13 protein-coding genes are annotated in these 17472 nt (G+C 72.8%); 6 read left to right on the forward strand and 7 right to left on the reverse strand.

The window, feature by feature from the left end; translation table 11 throughout:
- Nucleotides 1-137: 137 nt before the first annotated feature.
- Genes MTF69_RS06515 through MTF69_RS06530 form a run of 4 tightly spaced genes read left to right on the forward strand, consistent with a single transcriptional unit; the run spans nt 138 to nt 3947 of the window.
- Nucleotides 138-1790, forward strand: coding sequence for an AMP-binding protein (locus MTF69_RS06515; protein ID WP_243331527.1), 1653 nt, complete (start codon nt 138-140; stop codon nt 1788-1790).
- A gap of 4 nt (nt 1791-1794) precedes the next feature.
- Nucleotides 1795-2604, forward strand: coding sequence for a PaaX family transcriptional regulator C-terminal domain-containing protein (locus MTF69_RS06520; RefSeq protein ID WP_243331529.1), 810 nt, complete (start codon nt 1795-1797; stop codon nt 2602-2604).
- 57 nt (nt 2605-2661) lie between these two features.
- Entirely contained in the window at nt 2662-3501 is an 840-nt protein-coding gene (locus tag MTF69_RS06525) for a GNAT family N-acetyltransferase (RefSeq protein ID WP_243331530.1), read from the forward strand.
- A complete protein-coding gene (locus tag MTF69_RS06530; RefSeq protein WP_243331532.1) occupies nt 3498-3947 on the forward strand; it encodes a hypothetical protein in 450 nt (149 codons plus the stop codon). Before MTF69_RS06525 ends, MTF69_RS06530 begins: the two co-directional genes overlap by 4 nt.
- A gap of 9 nt (nt 3948-3956) precedes the next feature.
- Here MTF69_RS06530 and MTF69_RS06535 read toward each other — a convergent pair whose 3' ends face one another.
- Both MTF69_RS06535 and MTF69_RS06540 read right to left on the reverse strand, forming a co-directional pair.
- Entirely contained in the window at nt 3957-6287 is a 2331-nt protein-coding gene (locus tag MTF69_RS06535; RefSeq protein WP_243331534.1) for a bifunctional salicylyl-CoA 5-hydroxylase/oxidoreductase, read from the reverse strand.
- Nucleotides 6288-6291: 4 nt separating this feature from the next.
- Nucleotides 6292-7119 (reverse strand): enoyl-CoA hydratase family protein, encoded by an 828-nt coding sequence (locus tag MTF69_RS06540; RefSeq protein WP_243331536.1) that lies wholly within the window; start codon nt 7117-7119, stop codon nt 6292-6294.
- Between the two features lie 262 nt (nt 7120-7381).
- Between MTF69_RS06540 and MTF69_RS06545 the strand changes: the two genes are divergently transcribed.
- Nucleotides 7382-7777 carry an ATP-binding protein gene (locus tag MTF69_RS06545; protein WP_243331901.1) on the forward strand — a complete coding sequence of 132 codons (396 nt, stop codon included), beginning with the start codon at nt 7382-7384 and terminating at the stop codon, nt 7775-7777.
- A gap of 36 nt (nt 7778-7813) precedes the next feature.
- On the opposite strand, the gene argF is transcribed toward MTF69_RS06545, so the two are convergent.
- Complete coding sequence (argF, locus tag MTF69_RS06550) at nt 7814-8824, reverse strand: ornithine carbamoyltransferase (RefSeq protein ID WP_243331537.1); 1011 nt, start codon at nt 8822-8824, stop codon at nt 7814-7816.
- Nucleotides 8825-9274: 450 nt separating this feature from the next.
- On the opposite strand from argF, the gene MTF69_RS06555 reads away from it, so the two are divergent.
- The gene (locus MTF69_RS06555) at nt 9275-11290 is read left to right on the forward strand and encodes a transposase (RefSeq protein WP_243331538.1); all 2016 of its coding nucleotides are present in this window, start codon (nt 9275-9277) and stop codon (nt 11288-11290) included.
- A gap of 15 nt (nt 11291-11305) precedes the next feature.
- On the opposite strand, the gene MTF69_RS06560 is transcribed toward MTF69_RS06555, so the two are convergent.
- From MTF69_RS06560 to MTF69_RS06575, 4 genes are all read right to left on the reverse strand, one after another.
- Nucleotides 11306-12535 carry an arginine deiminase gene (locus MTF69_RS06560; protein WP_243331539.1) on the reverse strand — a complete coding sequence of 410 codons (1230 nt, stop codon included), beginning with the start codon at nt 12533-12535 and terminating at the stop codon, nt 11306-11308.
- A gap of 106 nt (nt 12536-12641) precedes the next feature.
- Entirely contained in the window at nt 12642-13100 is a 459-nt protein-coding gene (locus MTF69_RS06565; RefSeq protein ID WP_243331540.1) for a hypothetical protein, read from the reverse strand.
- Between the two features lie 230 nt (nt 13101-13330).
- A complete protein-coding gene (locus MTF69_RS06570; protein ID WP_243331541.1) occupies nt 13331-15940 on the reverse strand; it encodes a polynucleotide kinase-phosphatase in 2610 nt (869 codons plus the stop codon).
- The gene (locus MTF69_RS06575) at nt 15937-17457 is read right to left on the reverse strand and encodes a 3' terminal RNA ribose 2'-O-methyltransferase Hen1 (RefSeq protein WP_243331542.1); all 1521 of its coding nucleotides are present in this window, start codon (nt 17455-17457) and stop codon (nt 15937-15939) included. Before MTF69_RS06575 ends, MTF69_RS06570 begins: the two co-directional genes overlap by 4 nt.
- Nucleotides 17458-17472 lie beyond the last annotated feature (15 nt).

Genomic DNA, 17472 nt, shown 5'->3' on the forward strand with positions numbered 1-17472 from the left:
CCTGTTGACTCCCGTCACCATGACGATACGCTCGTGCTGCGTTCGCACGGCCCGGCTCTTCCACTTCGGTCCACAGTCCATACGCAGGGTCCGGCCCCCACCCGGGGCGCGGGCCGTCGCAAGGGGGCGAACCCGCCTTGGAGCTCAAGCCTTCCGCTCACCGAGACACCTTCGCGCGCGACCACCTGCCGCCCGCGCACGCCTGGCCGCGACTCCTCTTCGAACTCCCCGCTCTGGCCTACCCCGACCGCCTCAACTGCGGCGTGGAGCTGCTCGACGCCACCATCGCCCGGCTGGGCCCCGACCGGCCCGCCTTCCGCGGCGCGGACGGCACGGTGTGGACGTACGGGGAGCTGCACGCCCGCGTGGACCGGCTCGCGCACGTCCTCACCTCCGACCTCGGCGTGGTCCCCGGCAACCGGGTGCTCCTGCGCGGCCCGACCGGCCCCTGGCTCGCCGCGTGCTGGCTGGCGGTGATGAAGGCGGGCGCAGTGGCCGTCACCGTGCTGGCCCAGCAGCGTGCGCAGGAACTGGCCACGGTGTGCTCGATGGCCCGGGTGAGCCACGCCCTGTGCCAGGCGGAGGTGGTGGACGACCTGGTGAAGGCGGGGGTGCCGGGCCTGCGGATCACCGCGTACGGCGGCGCGGACCCGGGCGACCTGCTGCGGCTGGCCGAAGCGGAACGCCACGCGGAGCCCTTCCCGGCGGTGGAGACCTCCGCCGACGACGTGGCGCTGATCGCCTTCACCTCGGGCACCACCGGGCGCCCCAAGGGCTGCATGCACTTCCACCGCGATCTGCTCGCGGTGGCCGACACCTTCTCCCGGGAGGTGCTGCGCCCCCGCCCCGAGGACGTCTTCGCGGGCAGTCCGCCGCTCGGCTTCACCTTCGGCCTCGGCGGTCTGGTGGTCTTCCCGCTGCGGGCCGGCGCCTCGGCGCTGCTGCTGGCCGACGGCTCCCCGCGCCGGCTGCTGCCCGCGCTGGCCGAGCACCGGGTGTCGGTGCTGTTCACCGCGCCCACCGCGTACCGGTCGATGCTGGACACGCTGGGCCCGTACGACACGGGCGCCTACGACCTCTCCGCGCTGCGCCGCTGCGTCTCGGCGGGCGAGAACCTGCCGGCCGCCACCTGGCAGGCCTGGTACGAGCGCACGGGCCTGCGGATCATCAACGGGATCGGCGCCACCGAGCTGCTGCACATCTTCATCTCGGCGGCCGACGAGGACATCCGGCCCGGTACGACGGGCCGCGTGGTGCCGGGCTGGGAGGCCCGGGTGGTGGACGGGGCGGGGCTGCCGGTCGCGGACGAGGTGCCGGGGCTGCTGGCCGTACGGGGGCCGGTGGGCTGCCGTTACCTGGCGGACCCGCGGCAGGGCGAGTACGTACGGGACGGCTGGAACCTCACGGGCGACACCTACGTCCGTGACGCGGAGGGCTATTTCCGCTACGTGGCCCGGGCCGACGACATGATCATCTCGGCGGGGTACAACATCGCGGGCCCGGAGGTCGAGGAGGCCCTGCTGCGCCACCCCGACGTGCTGGAAGCGGCCGTGGTCGGCCGCCCTGACGAGCGGCGCGGGCAGATCGTGGTCGCGTACGCGGTCCCCCGGGAGGGCGCGGTCCTCACCGAGGACGCCCTGCGCACCTTCATGCGGACCGAGCTCGCCCCGCACAAATGCCCGCGCACCTTCGTCTTCCTGCCCGCGCTGCCCCGCACGGCGACGGGCAAGCTGCAGCGCTTCCGGCTGCGCGACCAGGAGGGCCCCGGTGAGGGACACGAATTAGAGTGAACCCGTGGTCGAGCAGCACACCCCGCGATCTCTGATCGTCACGTTCTACGGCGCCTACGGGCGGGCCTTCCCGGGCCCCGTCCCGGTCTCCGCGCTGGTCCGCCTGCTGGGCGCGGCCGGCGTCGACGCTCCGTCCGTCCGCTCGTCGGTGTCCCGGCTGAAGCGGCGCGGCTTCCTGCTGCCCGCGCGGACCGGGGACCGCGCGGCGGGCTACGAGCTCTCCGAGGAGGCCCGCCGGCTGCTGGAGGACGGCGACCGGCGGATCTACGGGGCCGCCCGCCCGGCGGAGTCCCAGGAGTGGCTGCTGGCCGTCTTCTCCGTCCCGGAGCAGGAGCGGGCGAAGCGGCACCTGCTGCGCTCCCGGCTCGCCGGGCTCGGCTTCGGCGCGGTGGCGCCGGGCGTGTGGATCGCCCCGGCCCACCTGGACGGGGAGACCCGCCGCACCCTGGAGCGGCTGCACCTGACGGCGTACGTGGAGCTCTTCCGGGGCGCCCACCTGGGCTTCGCCCCGACGGCGGAGTCGGTGGCCCGCTGGTGGGACCTGGCGGCGCTGGCCAAGCAGCACGAGGAGTTCCTCGACCTCCACGAGCCCTCGCTGCGCGCCCTGCAGACGGGCGCGGCCGTCCCCGCCCCGGAGGCCGCCTACCGCGGCTACCTCCTCGCCCTGGACACCTGGCGCCGGCTCCCGTACGCCGACCCGGGCCTGCCGCGCGGGCTGCTCCCCTCCGACTGGCCGGGAGACCGCTCGGCGGCGGTCTTCGCGGAGCTGCACGACCGGCTGCGGGACCTCGGAGCGGGCTTCGTGGAGCCCTGACCCCGGCGGGCGGGAAAAGGGCTGTACCGCGCGTCGGACCCGGGGTGATCATGTGCCATGACGTGGACCTTCACCCCTGATCTGGCGGCCTGGCTGGCCGCCGTGCGCCCCTCCGTGGCGGCGCAGCCCGTGCCCAACACCCAGCTGGTCACGGTCATCGACGCGCTGGAGCGGCAGGGCCCGGACGCCTTCGGGTCCGAGCCGCCCTTCTTCGGTTCGTGGACCGGGGCCGACGGGCTGGTCGCGGGCGCCGTCGTCCAGTGCCCGCCGCACCCGCTGCTGATCGGCGCGCTGCCCGCCGAGGCGGTCCGGGAGCTGGGGGCCGCGCTCGGCGCCGAGCCGCTGCTCGCCGGGGTCGACGCGCTCAATGCCCGCCGCGAGGACGCGAGGGAACTGGCCGTCTCCTGGGGGAAGCCGACCGAGGTCGTGGAGGAGAACCGCCTCTACCGGCTCGCCGGGCTCATCGCCCCCGATCCCGCCCCGGCCGGGCGGGCCCGCCTCGCCGGGGAGGCGGACCTCCCGCTGCTCCTGGACTGGATCACCGCCTTCAAGCAGGAGTCCGGCGAGGGCGGGGCCGCCTCGGGGGCAGCCCTGCGCGACCGGCTCTCGTACGGGGGCATGCTGCTCTGGGAGGACGCCGGGACACCGGTTTCGCTGGCCGGGTTCTTCCGCCCGATCGACTCGGTGACCCGGATCGGGCCGGTCTACACCCCGCCGGAGCTGCGCGGCCGCGGGTACGCGGCCGGGGTGACGTACGCCGCGACCGAGGCGGCGCACGCGGCCGGAGCCGCGGAGGTGCTGCTCTTCACCGACCTGGCGAACCCCACCAGCAACCGTGTCTACCAGCGCCTGGGCTACACCCCGGTCGAGGACCGGGTGGAGGTGGCGCTGGCATGACCGGCCCCGGCGAGCCGGTCGGGCCCGTCGGACCCCTCTGGATGCTGGCCGCGAACGTGGTCCTGTGGCGCCGCTACGGCGAGGGCGGTCAGGGTCAGCGCCCGGGCACGAAGATGTTCAAGGGCGGCTCCAAGGTGTACGTCCACGACCGGGTGAGCGGCTGGGAGGACTGCCAGGTCGCAGGCCGGCCCCGGCACGGCCGCGGGTACCGCTCGGCGTACGTGGCCACCCGCCACCTGCACGGCTTCCGTTCCGTGCTCGTACGGTCTCCCGCCGTGCTGCGGATCGCCGAGTACTCGGCCTTCGCGGACGAGGCGGCCGCGCGGGAGGCCGCGGTGGTCGCGGAGCGCATCGCCTGGGAGCTCCGCTCCTGCGCCTGGCCCTACTGGCCGCATCCAGAGCCCTGTCACTGCCACGAGTGCCTGACCCTGCGGCCACACCGGTAGCCGGGGGCGCTACCCCCTCCCCGTCGGCGGCTTGCGGCTGCCCGCGAGGTAGGGGGTGGGCCAGGGCGCGGCCGGGCCGGTGTAGGACTGGTCGGCGGCCGCGTGCAGGGTCCAGTGCGGGTCGTAGAGGTGGGGGCGGCCGAGCGCGCAGAGGTCCGCCCGGCCGGCCAGCAGCAGGGAGTTGACGTCGTCCCAGGAGGAGATCGCGCCGACCGCGATCACGGGGATGTTGAGGGCGCCCCGGATCCGGTCGGCGTACGGGGTCTGGTACGCGCGCCCGTACTCGGGGGTCTCCTCCGCCACCACCTGGCCCGTCGAGACGTCGATGGCGTCCGCGCCGTGGGCCGCGAAGGCTCCGGCGATGGCCACCGCCTCCTCGGGCGAGGTGCCTCCGGGCGCCCAGTCGGTGGCGGAGAGGCGGACCGTCATCGGCCGGTCCGCGGGCCAGACGGCGCGGACCGCGTCGAAGACCTCCAGCGGGAAGCGGAGCCTGTTCTCCAGCGGGCCGCCGTAGGCGTCGGTGCGGTGGTTGGTCAGCGGGGAGAGGAAGCCTGAGAGCAGGTAGCCGTGCGCGCAGTGCAGTTCGAGCAGGTCGAAGCCGCTCGCGGCGGCCCGGACGGCGGCGGCGGCGAAGTCGGAGCGGACGGCGGCGAGGTCGGCGGCGCCCATGGCCCGGGGCACGGCCGAGACCCCGGGGCGGTAGGGCAGCGCGGAGGCGGCCACGAGCGGCCAGTTCCCCTCGGGCAGCGGGTCGTCCATGCCCTCCCACATCACCCGGGTCGAGCCCTTGCGGCCCGAGTGGCCGAGCTGGACGCCGAGCGCGGTGCCGGGCGCCGAGGTGTGCACGAAGTCGGCGATCCGCGCCCAGGCGGCCGCCTGCTCGGCGGTGTAGAGGCCCGTGCAGCCCGGGGTGATCCGGCCCTCGGCGCTGACGCAGACCATCTCGGTCATGACCAGGGCGGCTCCGCCCAGGGCCCGCGCGCCGAGGTGCACCAGGTGGAAGTCGCCGGGCACGCCCTCGGCGTCGCCGCCCCCGGCTGAAGCCCCTCCCGCCGCCGAGTACATGTCCATCGGGGACACCACGACCCGGTTGCGCAGGGTCAGCCCCCGCAGGGTGAACGGCGTGAACATCGGCGGGGTTCCCGCCTCGTCCGGCCCGCCGTCCGCGGCCTCGGGGCAGCCGAAGTCGCGCTCCACCGCGCCGGTGAAGCGCGGATCGCGCAGCCGCAGGTTGCCGTGGGTGACCCGCAGGCTGCGGGTGAGCAGGTTGAAGGCGAACTGCCGGGCGGGCTGCTCCACGTACCCGGCGAGCTCCTCGAACCACCGCATGCTGGCGGCCGCCGCCCGCTGGGTGGAGGCCACCGCCGGCCGCCGTGCGGCCTCGTACGCGGCCAGCGCGGCCGGGACGTCCGGCTCTGCTTCCACCGCCCGCGCCAGCGCGAGCGCGTCCTCCACCGCCAGTTTGGTACCGGAGCCGATCGAGAAGTGCGCGGTGTGCGCGGCGTCGCCGATGAGCACCGTGTTGCCGTGCGACCAGCACGCGTTGACCACCGTACGGAACTGCGTCCACGCGGAGCCGTTCCCGCGCAGCGGCCTTCCCCGCAGTGCCTCGCCGAAGATCTTCGCGCAGCGCGCCGCCGATTCCGCCTCGTCGCAGAGGTCGAAGCCGGCGCGGTGCCAGACCTCCTCGCGCATCTCGACGATCACGGTGGAGGAGTCGGCGGAGTACGGGTACGCGTGCAGCTGCATCACCCCGTGCTCGGTCTCCGCGATCTCGAAGCGGAAGGCCTCGAGGGGGAAGTCGGCGGCCAGCCAGATGTAGCGGCACCGCCCGCCCGTGAGCGTGGGCCCGTAGTGCTCCGCCGCGGCCTCCCGGGTCGGGCTGTGCACCCCGTCGGCCGCGACCACCAGGTCGTACGAGGCCGCGAGCGCCCCGGGCTCGGGGGCCGGGGTGCGGAAGCGGAGCCGGACCCCGAGGCCCGCGCAGCGCTTGTGCAGGATCTCCAGGAGCCGGCGCCGGCCGAGCGCGGCGAAGCCGTGGCCGCCGGAGGTCAGCAGCCGGCCCCGGTGCACGATGTCGATGTCGTCCCAGCGGACGAACTCGGCGCTCAGGGCGGCGTAGACCACGGCGTCGGCCGCTTCGATGCCGCCGAGGGTCTCGTCGGAGAGGACCACCCCGAAGCCGAAGGTGTCGTCGGGGGCGTTCTTCTCCCACACGTCCACCGCGTGCCCCTGCCGGGCCAGCAGTGCGGCGGCGTACAGACCGCCCGGGCCCCCGCCGACCACGGCGACGCGCAGGGCGGCGGGTGTCCGGCCGGTGCTCATCGCGCCGGTGCTCATCGAACTACCTGCCCTTCCACTGGGGCGGCCGCTTCCCGGTGAAGGCCGCGTGGAACTCCCGGTAGTCCTCGCCGTTCATCAGCAGCGCCTGGGTGTTCGCGTCGAGTTCCACCGAGGCGGCGAGCGGCATGTCCAGCTCGGCGGTCAGCAGTGCCTTGGTCTGCGCGTACGCGAGGGCCGGGCCGGCGGCGAGGTGCGCGGCGAGCTCCGCCGCCCGTACGGAGGCCTTGCCCTCCTCGGTGACCTCGCTGAGCAGCCCGATCCGCTCGGCCTCCGGCGCTCTGACCTGCTCCCCCAGCATCAGCAGCCGGGTGGCGTGCCCGAGCCCGACGACGCGGGGCAGCAGGTACGCGGCGCCCATGTCCCCGCCGGAGAGGCCGACCCGGGTGAAGAGGAAGGCGAAGCGGGCGGTGGGGTCGGCGATGCGGAAGTCGGCGGCGAGCGCGATGACGGCCCCGGCGCCGGCGGCGACCCCGTGGACGGCGGCGATGACCGGGAAGGGGCATTCGCGCAGGGCGCGCACGACCTGGCCGGTCATCCGGTTGAAGTCGAGGAGCTGGGCGGTGTCCATCGCGAGCGTGGCGCCGATGATCTCGTCGACGTCGCCTCCGGAGCAGAAGCCGCGCCCTTCGCCGCCGAGCACGAGGGCGCGTACGGACCGCTCCCGGGACAGTTCGGCGAGCAGGTCGCGCAGGTCGGCGTAGGCGCCGAAGGTGAGCGCGTTGAGCTTCTCGGGGCGGTCGAGGGTGACGGTGGCGACGCCGTCCCGCCGGTCCACCCGGAGGTGGTTCCAGCGTTCGGTCGCGGGTGTGGAACCGAGGAAGGGACTCACCCTCCCGAAGGTATCACCGGTCCATGACTGTCGTCAGGGAAGCGCGATAACTGGGGGTCCGCGTGCGGGCCGGGGCGCCACACGCACCGAAGGTCCCGAGCCGCTGTGCCCGACGTCCCTTGCGATCGCGTCGGGGTGCCCTACAGCAGGACATTTCCACTTCGTATCGTTGAAAGCAGGATTTCCCCCGCCGCACCCCGTACACCCCCACCTACCCCACGGAACGGACGGTCCTGCCTTGCCCGACGCCTCCGCCTGGCGGATGGCCCTGCCGCACACGACAGCGGCCGTACCCATCGCCCGCGCCCTCGTCCGTACGGCCCTCGCCGACATCGACGCACCCGCCGACAGCGACACCGCCGAACTCCTCACCGCCGAACTGGTCGCCAACGCCGTGGAGCACACCCCCGGCGACGCCCCCATCGAGCTCGTCGTGGAACTGCTGGCCAACGGCTGCCAGGTCGAGGTCCACGACGGGGATCCGCAGCCCCCCGCCGACCTGACCGCCCCCGGCCGGGACGACGCCCACCCCGACCCCTGGCAGGAGCACGGCCGCGGCCTGCTGCTGATCCGGACCCTGAGCTCGGCCTGCGGCCACCGCGCCACCCCGCACGGCAAGGCCGTGTGGTTCACGCTGCCGTCCCGGCCGGCGCTCTAGCCCCCCTGCCCCCGGCCCACCGGTCCCGGCGCATGACTATGCGGCCGGGTCCCCCATGGCCGCGACGAGCACGGCCTTGATGGTGTGCAGCCGGTTCTCGGCCTCGTCGAAGACGACCGAGTGCGCCGACTCGAACACCTCGTCCGTCACCTCCAGCGAGTCCAGCCCGTGCCGCTCGTGGATCTCCCGGGACACCTGGGTGCCGAGATCGTGGAACGCCGGCAGGCAGTGCATGAACTTCACGTCCGGGTTCCCGGTGGCGCGCAGCACGTCCATGGTGACGGCGTACGGGCTCAGCGCCTCGATCCGCTCGTCCCAGACCTCCTTGGGCTCGCCCATCGACACCCAGATGTCGGTGACCACGAAATCGGCCTGCCCGACGCCCTCCGCGAGGTCCTCGGTGAGCGTGATCCGGGCGCCGCTGGCGGCCGCCAGCTCGCGCGCCGCGGCCACCACGGGCTCGGCCGGCCAGTAGTGCCGCGGCGCGACGATCCGTACGTCCATGCCCAGCAGCGCGCCGGTCACCAGGTAGGAGTTGCCCATGTTGAAGCGGGCGTCGCCGAGGTAGGCGAAGGCGATCCGCTCCAGCGGCTTGGCGCAGTGCTCGGTCATCGTGAGCACGTCGGCCAGCATCTGGGTGGGGTGCCAGTCGTCGGTGAGGCCGTTGAAGACGGGCACGCCGGCGTGGGCGGCGAGCTGCTCGACGGTGTCCTGCGCGTCACCCCGGTACTGGATGCCGTCGAACATCCGGCCCAGCACCCGCGCGGTGTCCTTGACCGATTCCTTGTGGCCCATCTGGGAGCCGGAGGGATCGAGGTACGTGGTGTGGGCGCCCTGGTCGGCGGCGGCGACCTCGAAGGCGCAGCGGGTGCGCGTGGAGGTCTTCTCGAAGATCAGGGCGATGCTCTTGCCCTGGAGGCGGCGCCGCTCGGCCCCGGCCTTCTTGGCCGCCTTGAGTTCGGCGGCGAGCTCGACGAGGCCGCGGAACTCGGCGGCGGTGAAGTCGAGCTCCTTGAGGAAACTGCGGCCGACAAGATCGGTGGCCATGGGGGCGCTCCAGAGTCACGGTGACAGGGGATGCTGGAAGTCTATACGACCACATGCATTGATATACAGAGCCTGACGCCGAAGGGTCGGCGAACTGACGGTAGGTCAGGTTGATGCGCCACGCGATGGCCGCGAGGAGTACGCGGTTGCCCAGGAGGAGAGCCCAGGGGCGGCCGCGTCCCCGCGTGGGGAGAACGGCGGCGACGCGGGCGACGAGCACGATGAACGCTTTGACGGTCAGTCCCGTCCAGGGGGCCGGGAGTGGGGCCGCAGGCTGGTGAGGTTGATCTTCGTGCTGGACGGTGACCTTGAGTCGTGCCGCTGCCTGCTGGCGCATTCGAGTCCAGGGATCGCGAAGGCCCTAGATCCCACCTTCTTTCTTGCTGGAAAGGCTTAATCACCCACATGTCGTATCGTAGGGTAGTCGCGACGTGACGGGGGGTGATGGTTATGCGGGCTGCGCAGGCGCAGCGGAAGTTCCGGGGCAAGAACAAGGCTCCGAAGTGGAAGAAGCCCGACGACGGGCAGGTGTCGGTGATGGTGCTGCCGCTGGCCGTCGCCGACCCCGCCGCCCTGGCTCGCGTGGAGAAGCTGTTCCGGGCGATGGGCTCGATCAAGCGGGCCGTCCAGCGTGATGCCCGCGCCAAGGTCGATGCCTACTGGTCCGCGTTCCACGAGCGCAACGAGGACGGGGCGAAGGCCGTACGGCAGCGTCTGGGCCTGTCCCGTGAAGCGGTGGAGCGGTGCGCGTACAAGCACCTGGAATCGTCGGGGCATTTGAAGCACCACGCCTCGAAGGCCCTGGCGATGCACATGGCCGACGAGGTGTGGAACGGCGTACAGCGCCACCTGTTCGCGGACGCCACGGGCAAGCGGCACGGCCGTCCGAAGACCGGGCGTTGGTACGACTTCACCCGCATTCCCGGCCGTGCCCGCTCCCACACCGCCGAACGCAAGTGGGAGACCTTCCGTCTCGTCGGCTCGCTGCCCGGCCACGTCATGGCCCACACCGACGGCGGCCAGCTCACCCTGATGCAGCCTCGCCGGATGGGAGTGCCGGCGGCGCCGTCCGGTGCTGTTCCCACCGGCAATACCACGGCGTCGGGGAAGCCGGGCACCCGCAAGGCAACGTGGTGGGACCACACCGGCCCGCTCGCCGTGGTGTTCGCGGGCGGCCCCGACTCCAGCCGGGGTGACCTCGTACTCCCGGTGCGCATGCCGCAGCGGCCCGGCCAGTGGGCGCGTGTCGAACACTTCCTGTCGAATCCCGGCCGCTGGCACAAGGTCGATCTCGTACGGCGTAGGAAGACGTCCGCGCCGGGCGGCTGGGTGTACGAGGCGCACCTGATGATCCTCGGCCCCGGATACACCGCCCCCTCCGTACGGGACATGCGCCAGCAGGCCGCCGAGATGGACAGGATCGGCGGCGTCGACGGCAACGTCTCCAACATCTCGATCCTCTCCCTGCCCGCCACCCTGGACCCCGCCGACGGCACTCCGGCCTCCACCGAGATCACCCTCAGCCCCGAGGAACGCGCCCTGCTGGAACGGGAGGCGAAGAAGCGGCGCGACCGTGCGCGGGCCTTGGAGCGCTCCCGGCGGGCGACGAACACCGGACAGTACGGCCTGTCGAAGAAGCAGACCAAGCGCGCCGAGCACCGCGCCGCCAAAGGTCTGACGCCCAAGCAGGTCACCGTTCCGGGTGGTGCGCGTGCTGCCCGCGTCGACGGGGTGCCGAAGCAGGCGTTCCGCCGCGACCGGATCTCAGGCGGCTACCGCGAATTGCGCGCCCGCCAGGCCGAAGCCGCCGCCTCGGCGGCCGAGCACCGACGCCATCGCGCCCGTATCCTCGCCCGGCAGATCATCGCCGCCCACGGCCCCACGCTGGTGGTCGAGGACTGCGACATCCGCACCTGGTACCGACTGTGGGGGAAGCGGCTTTCCCAGACCACCCCCGGCCTGCTCATCTCCGCACTCGACCGCGAATGCCAGGCTGCGGGCGGCCGTCTCGTACGGGCCTCCACCTGGTCCACAGCCCTGTCGCAGCACTGCCTGTGCGGCGAACGCGTCAAGAAGACCCTGCGCGACCGCGAGCACAAATGCATCGCCTGCGGCCTCGCCGGGAAACGCGACCTCGTATCCGCCGCCCTTGCCTCCTTCGTCCGTTTCGCTGACGTGGACGACCCCAAGACCGCGTACCTGGACACCACCGCGTCCCGGCACGCACAGATCGTTTTCGCACAAGGGCTGGAAGAAGCCCTGCGGGAGTCAACCGCACCGAGCCAGACCACCACGTCTCGTGGTGCCGGCCATGCGGCAGTCCCACGGCAACGCCGTGCGACCTCTGCTCCCCGAACCGCCGGACAGCGGTCCCGAGCAACCCCGGATGAGACACGCCCTGTGCGTGACCACGCCGGAAAGCCCGGACACCGCCCCGGCCGCAATCCACAGCTCACCCTCTGGTGAATAGCGGATCAAGTCTTAGGCCACCGCGTCCCGCTCCACCGGGCAGCTCATGCAGCGCGGCCCGCCCCGCCCCCGCCCCAGCTCGCTGCCCGGGATCTCGATCACCTCGATGCCCTGCTTGCGCAGGTGGGTGTTGGTCGTGACGTTCCGCTCGTACGCGACGACCACGCCCGGCTCCACGGCGAGCACGTTGCAGCCGTCGTCCCACTGCTCGCGCTCGGCGGCGTGCACGTCCTGGGTCGCGGTGAGCACCCGGATCGCGTCCAGCCCGAGGGCGGCGGCGATGGCCCGGTGCATGTGCTCCGGCGGGTGGTCGGTCACCTTCAGCTCGCTCGGCCCGCCGCCGGGCTCGATGGTGTAGGAACGCAGCATGCCCAGGCCCGCGTACTGGGTGAACGTATCCGCGTCGACCATCGTCATCACCGTGTCCAGGTGCATGAACGCCCGCCGCTTGGGCATGTCGAGCGCCACGATCGTCGTCGCCGACCCGGCGGCGAACAGCCCGCGCGCCAGCATCTCCACGGCCTGCGGGGTGGTCCGCTCGCTCATCCCGATCAGGACGGCGCCGTTGCCGATGACCAGGACGTCGCCGCCCTCGATGGTGGACGGGTAGTCGGCCTGCCCCTGCGACCAGGTGTGGAAGGGTCCGGAGCCGGTGAAGAGCGGGTGGTGCTTGTAGATGGCCTCGAAGTGCACGGTCTCGCGCTGCCGGGCCGGCCAGCGCATCGCGTTGATGGACACCCCGTCGTAGATCCAGGCGGAGGTGTCCCGGGTGAAGAGGTGGTTGGGCAGCGGCCCCAGCAGGAAGCCGTCCAGGTCCAGGGCGTGGAAGCGGACCGACACCGGCTCCGCGTGCCGCTCCAGGAACTCCCGCTTGGTCATCCCCCCGATCAGCGCCTCGGCCAGGTCCGCCGAGGACAGGCCGTCGAAGACCGCCCGCAGGTGGTCGGTGGCGAGCGGACCGTACTCCTTCTCGTCGAAAACCCGGTCCAGGACCAGGTGTCTCGCCTCCGGGATGTCCAGGGCCTCGATCAGCAGGTCACCGAAGAGGTGGACCTCCACGCCCCGGTCGCGCAGGACGTCGGCGAAGCCGTCGTGCTCCTGGCGGGCCCTGCGCACCCACAGCACGTCGTCGAAGAGCAACGCGTCCTTGTTGCTCGGTGTGAGCCGCTTCAGCTCCAGGTCGGGCCGGTGGAGAATGACGCGGCGAAGCCGCCCGGTCTCGGAATCGACATGGAATCCCATGCCGTACACGTTCGCAGACCGGGCGGCTTTTTGACGTGGCGTCGACCCAGGGCGTCTCCAGCGGGTCCGCCCCGCCGGATCCGACGGCGGGCCGGGGCCCGCCGGTTCAGCGCACGCCGAGCAGGGCCTCCGGGGTACCGGTGAGGGCCGGGGCGATGACGCCCAGCGCGGGGACGGTCACGTTCGGCAGCCCGTAGTTGGACGCGTCGGGCATGGTCAGCGGGGAGCCGACGAGCAGTCCCGGGGTACGGGTGCGCATGGTGGTCGCGGGTGCGGCCAGCGAGCCCTCGCCGTCCGTCTCGGGCCTTCCGGCCAGGTTCGGCACCGGGGAGGTGAGCAGGGTGTTCCCGAGCTCGGTGCCGATCGGCACCGCCGGCAGCAGCGGGGTCGGCAGCATGTCGCCCTTGTGGAAGCGGGGCGCCTCGGGCGCTCCGGCCACGGGCACCGGGACTCCGGTGGCCAGGTGCGGGACGTCCACGCCGAGCGTGGTCCGCACCGCGTCCAGGGGGACTCCCACCGGCACCGCGTCGGCCATGGCCGGGGTGGCCGCGCTTGCCGCGGCCATACAGGTCATGAGTGCCGCAATGCTTCCGCGCGCGGTCATCTTCATAGGTGACGTTCCGTCCTTCCAGGGTCGCGGACATTCCGCTGCCCTGGATGAACGATCCCGCCGGTGGGTTTCCCGGAGTTCTCCGCGAAAGTTCCCCCATACGACCTAATGAGCGGCCGTACGGGGGCCCTTCCTTGACGCCGGGTGTTCCGGCCCTTGACGCCGGTCGTTCCGGCCGGGAGCCGTCAGAGCCGCGGGTCCACCGGCTCCGACTCCAGCGCGAGGACGGCGAAGACCGCCTCGTGGACCCGCCACAGCGGCTCCCCGGCCGCCAGCCGGTCCACGGCCTCCAGGCCGAGCGCGTACTCACGCAGGGCGAGCGAGCGCTTGTGCCCGAGGTGGCGTCCGCGCAGCCGCTCCAGGTGGTCCGGACGCGTGTACTCGGGACCGTAGATGATCCGCAGGTACTCGCGTCCGCGCACCTTCACCCCCGGCTGCACGAGCCGGCCCTTGCCGTCCTTGGCGTACGCCTGGAGCGGTTTGACGACCATGCCCTCGCCGCCGGCGGCCGTCAGCTCCAGCCACCAGTCGGTGCCCGCCCGTACCGAGGCCGCGTCCGCCGTGTCCACCAGGATCCGGCCGGTGCGGCGCAGCAGTCCGGTCCCGGCGGCCTCGTCGGCGGCGACGAGCCGGTCCAGCCAGAAGAGCTGCTCGTCGTGGGGTACGGCCGCCAGCGAGCGGCCGGACGCCGCCAGCAGCTGGAACGGGGCGAACCGTACGCCGTCCAGCCCGTCGGTGCTCCAGCAGTAACGCCGGTACGCCTCGGTGAACTTCGCCGCGTCCGCGGCCCGCCCGCGCTGGCGATCCAGGAGCTCGCCGGTGTCGACGCCCCGGGCCGCGGCCGCCTCAAGGGCGGCGACGGCGTCCGGGAACACGGCGCCGGAGGCCGCGCCGACGGCGGCGTACTGGTTGCGCAGCAGGCCGGTGGACTTCAGCGACCAGGGCAGCAGTTCGCCGTCGAATAGCAGCCAGTCCCCCGCGCCGGAGGCGCTGTCGGACTCAGTCAGCTCCTCCCACAGGCCCGCGTCGGTGACCGCCGAGCGGAGCCGGGTGAGGACCTCCTCGGTGACCTCGGGGTCCTTGAAGAAGGGCCGTCCGGTACGGGTGTACACGGACCCGGTGGGTCCGTCGACCCCGAACCGCTCGCGGGCCGCGTCGGCGTCCTTGCAGAGCAGCACGGTGGCGCGGGAGCCCATGTGCTTCTCCTCGCAGACGACCTGCGCGATGCCGTCCTTGCGGTACTGCGCGAAGGCCTCGGCGGGGTGCTCCAGGTAGCCGTCCTCCGAGGAGGTGGCCGTCGGGGCCATGGTGGGCGGGAGGTACGGCACCAGGCGCGGGTCCACGGCGAAGCGGCTCATCACCTCCAGGGCGGCGGCGGCGTTCTCCTCGCGGACGTTGACGTTGCCCAGGTGCCGGGTCTCCACGATCCGGCGGCCGTGCACGTCGGCGAGGTCGAGCGGGCGGCCATCGTGACCGCCCGGCACCTCGGTGACGAGCGGCTTGACCGGCTCGTACCAGACCTTCTCGGCCGGTACGTCGACCAGTTCGCGCTCGGGCCAGCGCAGGGCGGTCATCCTCCCGCCGAAGACGGCTCCGGTGTCGAGGCAGATGGTGTTGTTGATCCAGGTGGTGTCCGGGACCGGCGTGTGGCCGTAGACCACGACGGCCTTGCCCCGGTAGTCCTCGGCCCACGGGTAGCGCACGGGCAGCCCGAACTCGTCGGTCTCGCCGGTGGTCTCCCCGTACAGGGCGTGCGAGCGCACCCGGCCGGAGGTGCGGCCGTGGTACTTCTCGGGCAGCCCGGCGTGAGCGACCACGAGCTTGCCGCCGTCCAGGACATAGTGGCTGACCAGGCCCTGGATGAAGGCGCGGACCTCCTGGACGAACTCCGCCGGCTCCCCTTCGAGCTGCGCGATGGTCTCGGCGAGGCCGTGGGTCTGCTGGACCTTGGATCCCTTGAGGTAACGGCCGAGCTTGTTCTCGTGGTTCCCGGGGACGCAGAGGGCGTTGCCGGAACCGACCATGCCCATCACCCGGCGCAGGACGCCCGGGCTGTCCGGGCCTCGGTCGACGAGGTCGCCGACGAACACGGCGGTACGGCCCTCGGGGTGGGCCCCGTCCTCGTAGCCGAGCTTTCCGAGCAGGGTCTCCAGCTCGGAGGCGCAGCCGTGGATGTCGCCGATGATGTCGAAGGGGCCGGTGAGGTGGGTGAGGTCGTTGAAGCGCTTCTCCAGGACCACCTCGGCCGACTCGACCTCCTCGGGCGTGCGCAGCACGTGCACCTTGCGGAAGCCCTCGCGCTCCAGGCCGCGCAGCGAGCGCCGCAGGTCGCGGCGGTGGCGCTGGATGACGGCGCGCGGCAGCTTGGCCCGCTCCGGGCGGGCCGCGTTGCGCTCCGCGCAGACCTCTTCGGGCAGGTCGAGGACGATCGCGATGGGCAGGACGTCGTACTCCCGGGCGAGCTGGACCAGCTGGCGGCGGGACTCGGCCTGGACGCTGGTGGCGTCGACCACGGTGAGGCGGCCGGCGGCGAGCCGCTTGCCGGCGATGTAGTGCAGGACCTCGAAGGCGTCCTTGCTCGCGCTCTGGTCGTTCTCGTCGTCGGCGACCAGGCCCCGGCAGTAGTCGGAGGAGATGACCTCGGTGGGCTTGAAGTGCGTGCTGGCGAAGGTGGACTTGCCCGAGCCGGTGGCCCCGATCAGGACGACGAGGGACAGGTCGGTGACGGGAAGTACGCGCTTGCGGTCGGTGGTGGTACCGCCGGCGACGGTGGTGTCGGTGGTGTCGGTGGTCATGCTGCCTCGCCCTCCTTCGGGGTGTCGGTGCCGGTGGTGTCAGCGGTGCCGGTGTTGCCAGTGGTGTCTGTGTTGCCGGTGTTCAGGGTGAAGACGGCCATCTGGGTCGGCGGCCCCACCTCGGGGTCGTCGTCCCCGACGGGGACGTACTCGACGCGGTAGCCGTGCCGGGAGGCGACGCCTGCGGCCCAGGCCCGGAACTCCTCGCGGGTCCACTCGAAGCGGTGGTCGCCGTGCCGGACGTGCCCGGCGGGCAGGGTCTCCCAGCGGACGTTGTACTCGACGTTCGGAGTGGTCACCAGGACCGTGCGGGGGCGGGCCGAGCCGAACACCGCGTACTCCAGGGCGGGCAGCCGCTCGAGGTCCAGGTGCTCGATGACCTCGCTGAGCACGGCCGCGTCGTAGCCCACGAGCCGCTTGTCGGTGTACGCGAGCGAGCCCTGCGTCAGGCGGACGCGGGAGCTCTGCCGCTCCCCCATCCGCTCCAGCCGCAGCCGCTTCGCGGCGATGTTCAGTGCCCGGACGGACACGTCCACGCCGACGATCTCGGTGTACGCCGGATCCTTGAGCAGCGCCTGCACCAACTGGCCCTGGCCGCAGCCCAGGTCGAGGACGCGGGCCGCACCGGCCGCTCCCAGCGCGGCGAGGATCGCCTCGCGTCGCAGCACCGCGAGCGGTACGGGCTTCTCCTCGGTATCGCTGCCCTCGTCGACCGCGTTGTCGAACTCCTCCACCTCGCTGCCGTCGGCCTCGGCGAGGCGGACCAGCTCCAGCCTCTCCAGGGCGTCCTGGGTGAGCCGCTTGTGGCGGGCCAGGTAGCGGGAGGTGATCAGCCCGCTCTCCGGGTGCTCGGCGAGCCAGCCGTCTCCGGCGCGCAGCAGCTTGTCCACCTCGTCGGGGGCGATCCAGTAGTGCTTGGAGTCGTCGAGGACGGGCAGCAGGACGTACAGGCCGCGCAGCGCGTCGGAAAGCCGCAGCTCGCCCTCCAGGACGAGGCGTACGTACCGGGAGTCGCCCCACTCCGGGAAGGTCTCGTCGAGCGCGACCGGGGTGGCCGTGACCGCCTCCCAGCCGAGCGGGCCGAACAGCCGGCGCACGAGCTCGGCGCCGCCCCGGGCGGGCAGCACCGGGATCTCGATCCGCAGCGGGCGCACCTCGTCCGGCAGCTCGGGGCGGGCCGCGCACTGTCCCTTCAGCGCACTGCGGAACACACCGCTCAGCGCGACGGCGAGCAGCGAGGAGGCGGCGTAGGGGCGGTCGTTGACGTACTGCGCGAGCGCGGCGTCCGGCGTGCCCCCCTGCCCCTTGCCCTGACCGCGCCGCACGAGCGCGACGGGATCCACCTCCAGCAGCAGGCCCGCCGTGCACCGTTCGTCCGTGGCCTCGGGGTAGAAGACGTGGGCGGTGCCGTGGGACGTGGAGAACGCCTGGGTCTTGCCGGGATGCTTGTGCAGCAGGAAGCCCAGGTCGGTGGCGGGTCGTTCAGCCGTGCCGGTCGTGGAGATCGTCAGGAACATGCGAGCGATTGTTGC

The organism is Streptomyces sp. AP-93 (assembly GCF_022808175.1).
In the GTDB taxonomy this organism is placed as follows: domain Bacteria; phylum Actinomycetota; class Actinomycetes; order Streptomycetales; family Streptomycetaceae; genus Streptomyces.

Excerpts from the sequence above, each read along its gene's own strand:
- MTF69_RS06535 (WP_243331534.1), bottom strand. The coding sequence starts at position 6,287 with ATGAGCACCGGCGCGATGAGCACCGGCCGGACACCCGCCGCCCTGCGC.
- MTF69_RS06555 (WP_243331538.1), top strand. The coding sequence starts at position 9,275 with ATGCGGGCTGCGCAGGCGCAGCGGAAGTTCCGGGGCAAGAACAAGGCT.
- MTF69_RS06570 (WP_243331541.1), bottom strand. The coding sequence starts at position 15,940 with ATGACCACCGACACCACCGACACCACCGTCGCCGGCGGTACCACCACC.
- MTF69_RS06575 (WP_243331542.1), bottom strand. The coding sequence starts at position 17,457 with ATGTTCCTGACGATCTCCACGACCGGCACGGCTGAACGACCCGCCACC.
- MTF69_RS06525 (WP_243331530.1), top strand. The coding sequence starts at position 2,662 with ATGACGTGGACCTTCACCCCTGATCTGGCGGCCTGGCTGGCCGCCGTG.
- MTF69_RS06545 (WP_243331901.1), top strand. The coding sequence starts at position 7,382 with ATGGCCCTGCCGCACACGACAGCGGCCGTACCCATCGCCCGCGCCCTC.
- MTF69_RS06565 (WP_243331540.1), bottom strand. The coding sequence starts at position 13,100 with ATGGCCGCGGCAAGCGCGGCCACCCCGGCCATGGCCGACGCGGTGCCG.
- MTF69_RS06530 (WP_243331532.1), top strand. The coding sequence starts at position 3,498 with ATGACCGGCCCCGGCGAGCCGGTCGGGCCCGTCGGACCCCTCTGGATG.
- argF (WP_243331537.1), bottom strand. The coding sequence starts at position 8,824 with ATGGCCACCGATCTTGTCGGCCGCAGTTTCCTCAAGGAGCTCGACTTC.
- MTF69_RS06560 (WP_243331539.1), bottom strand. The coding sequence starts at position 12,535 with ATGGGATTCCATGTCGATTCCGAGACCGGGCGGCTTCGCCGCGTCATT.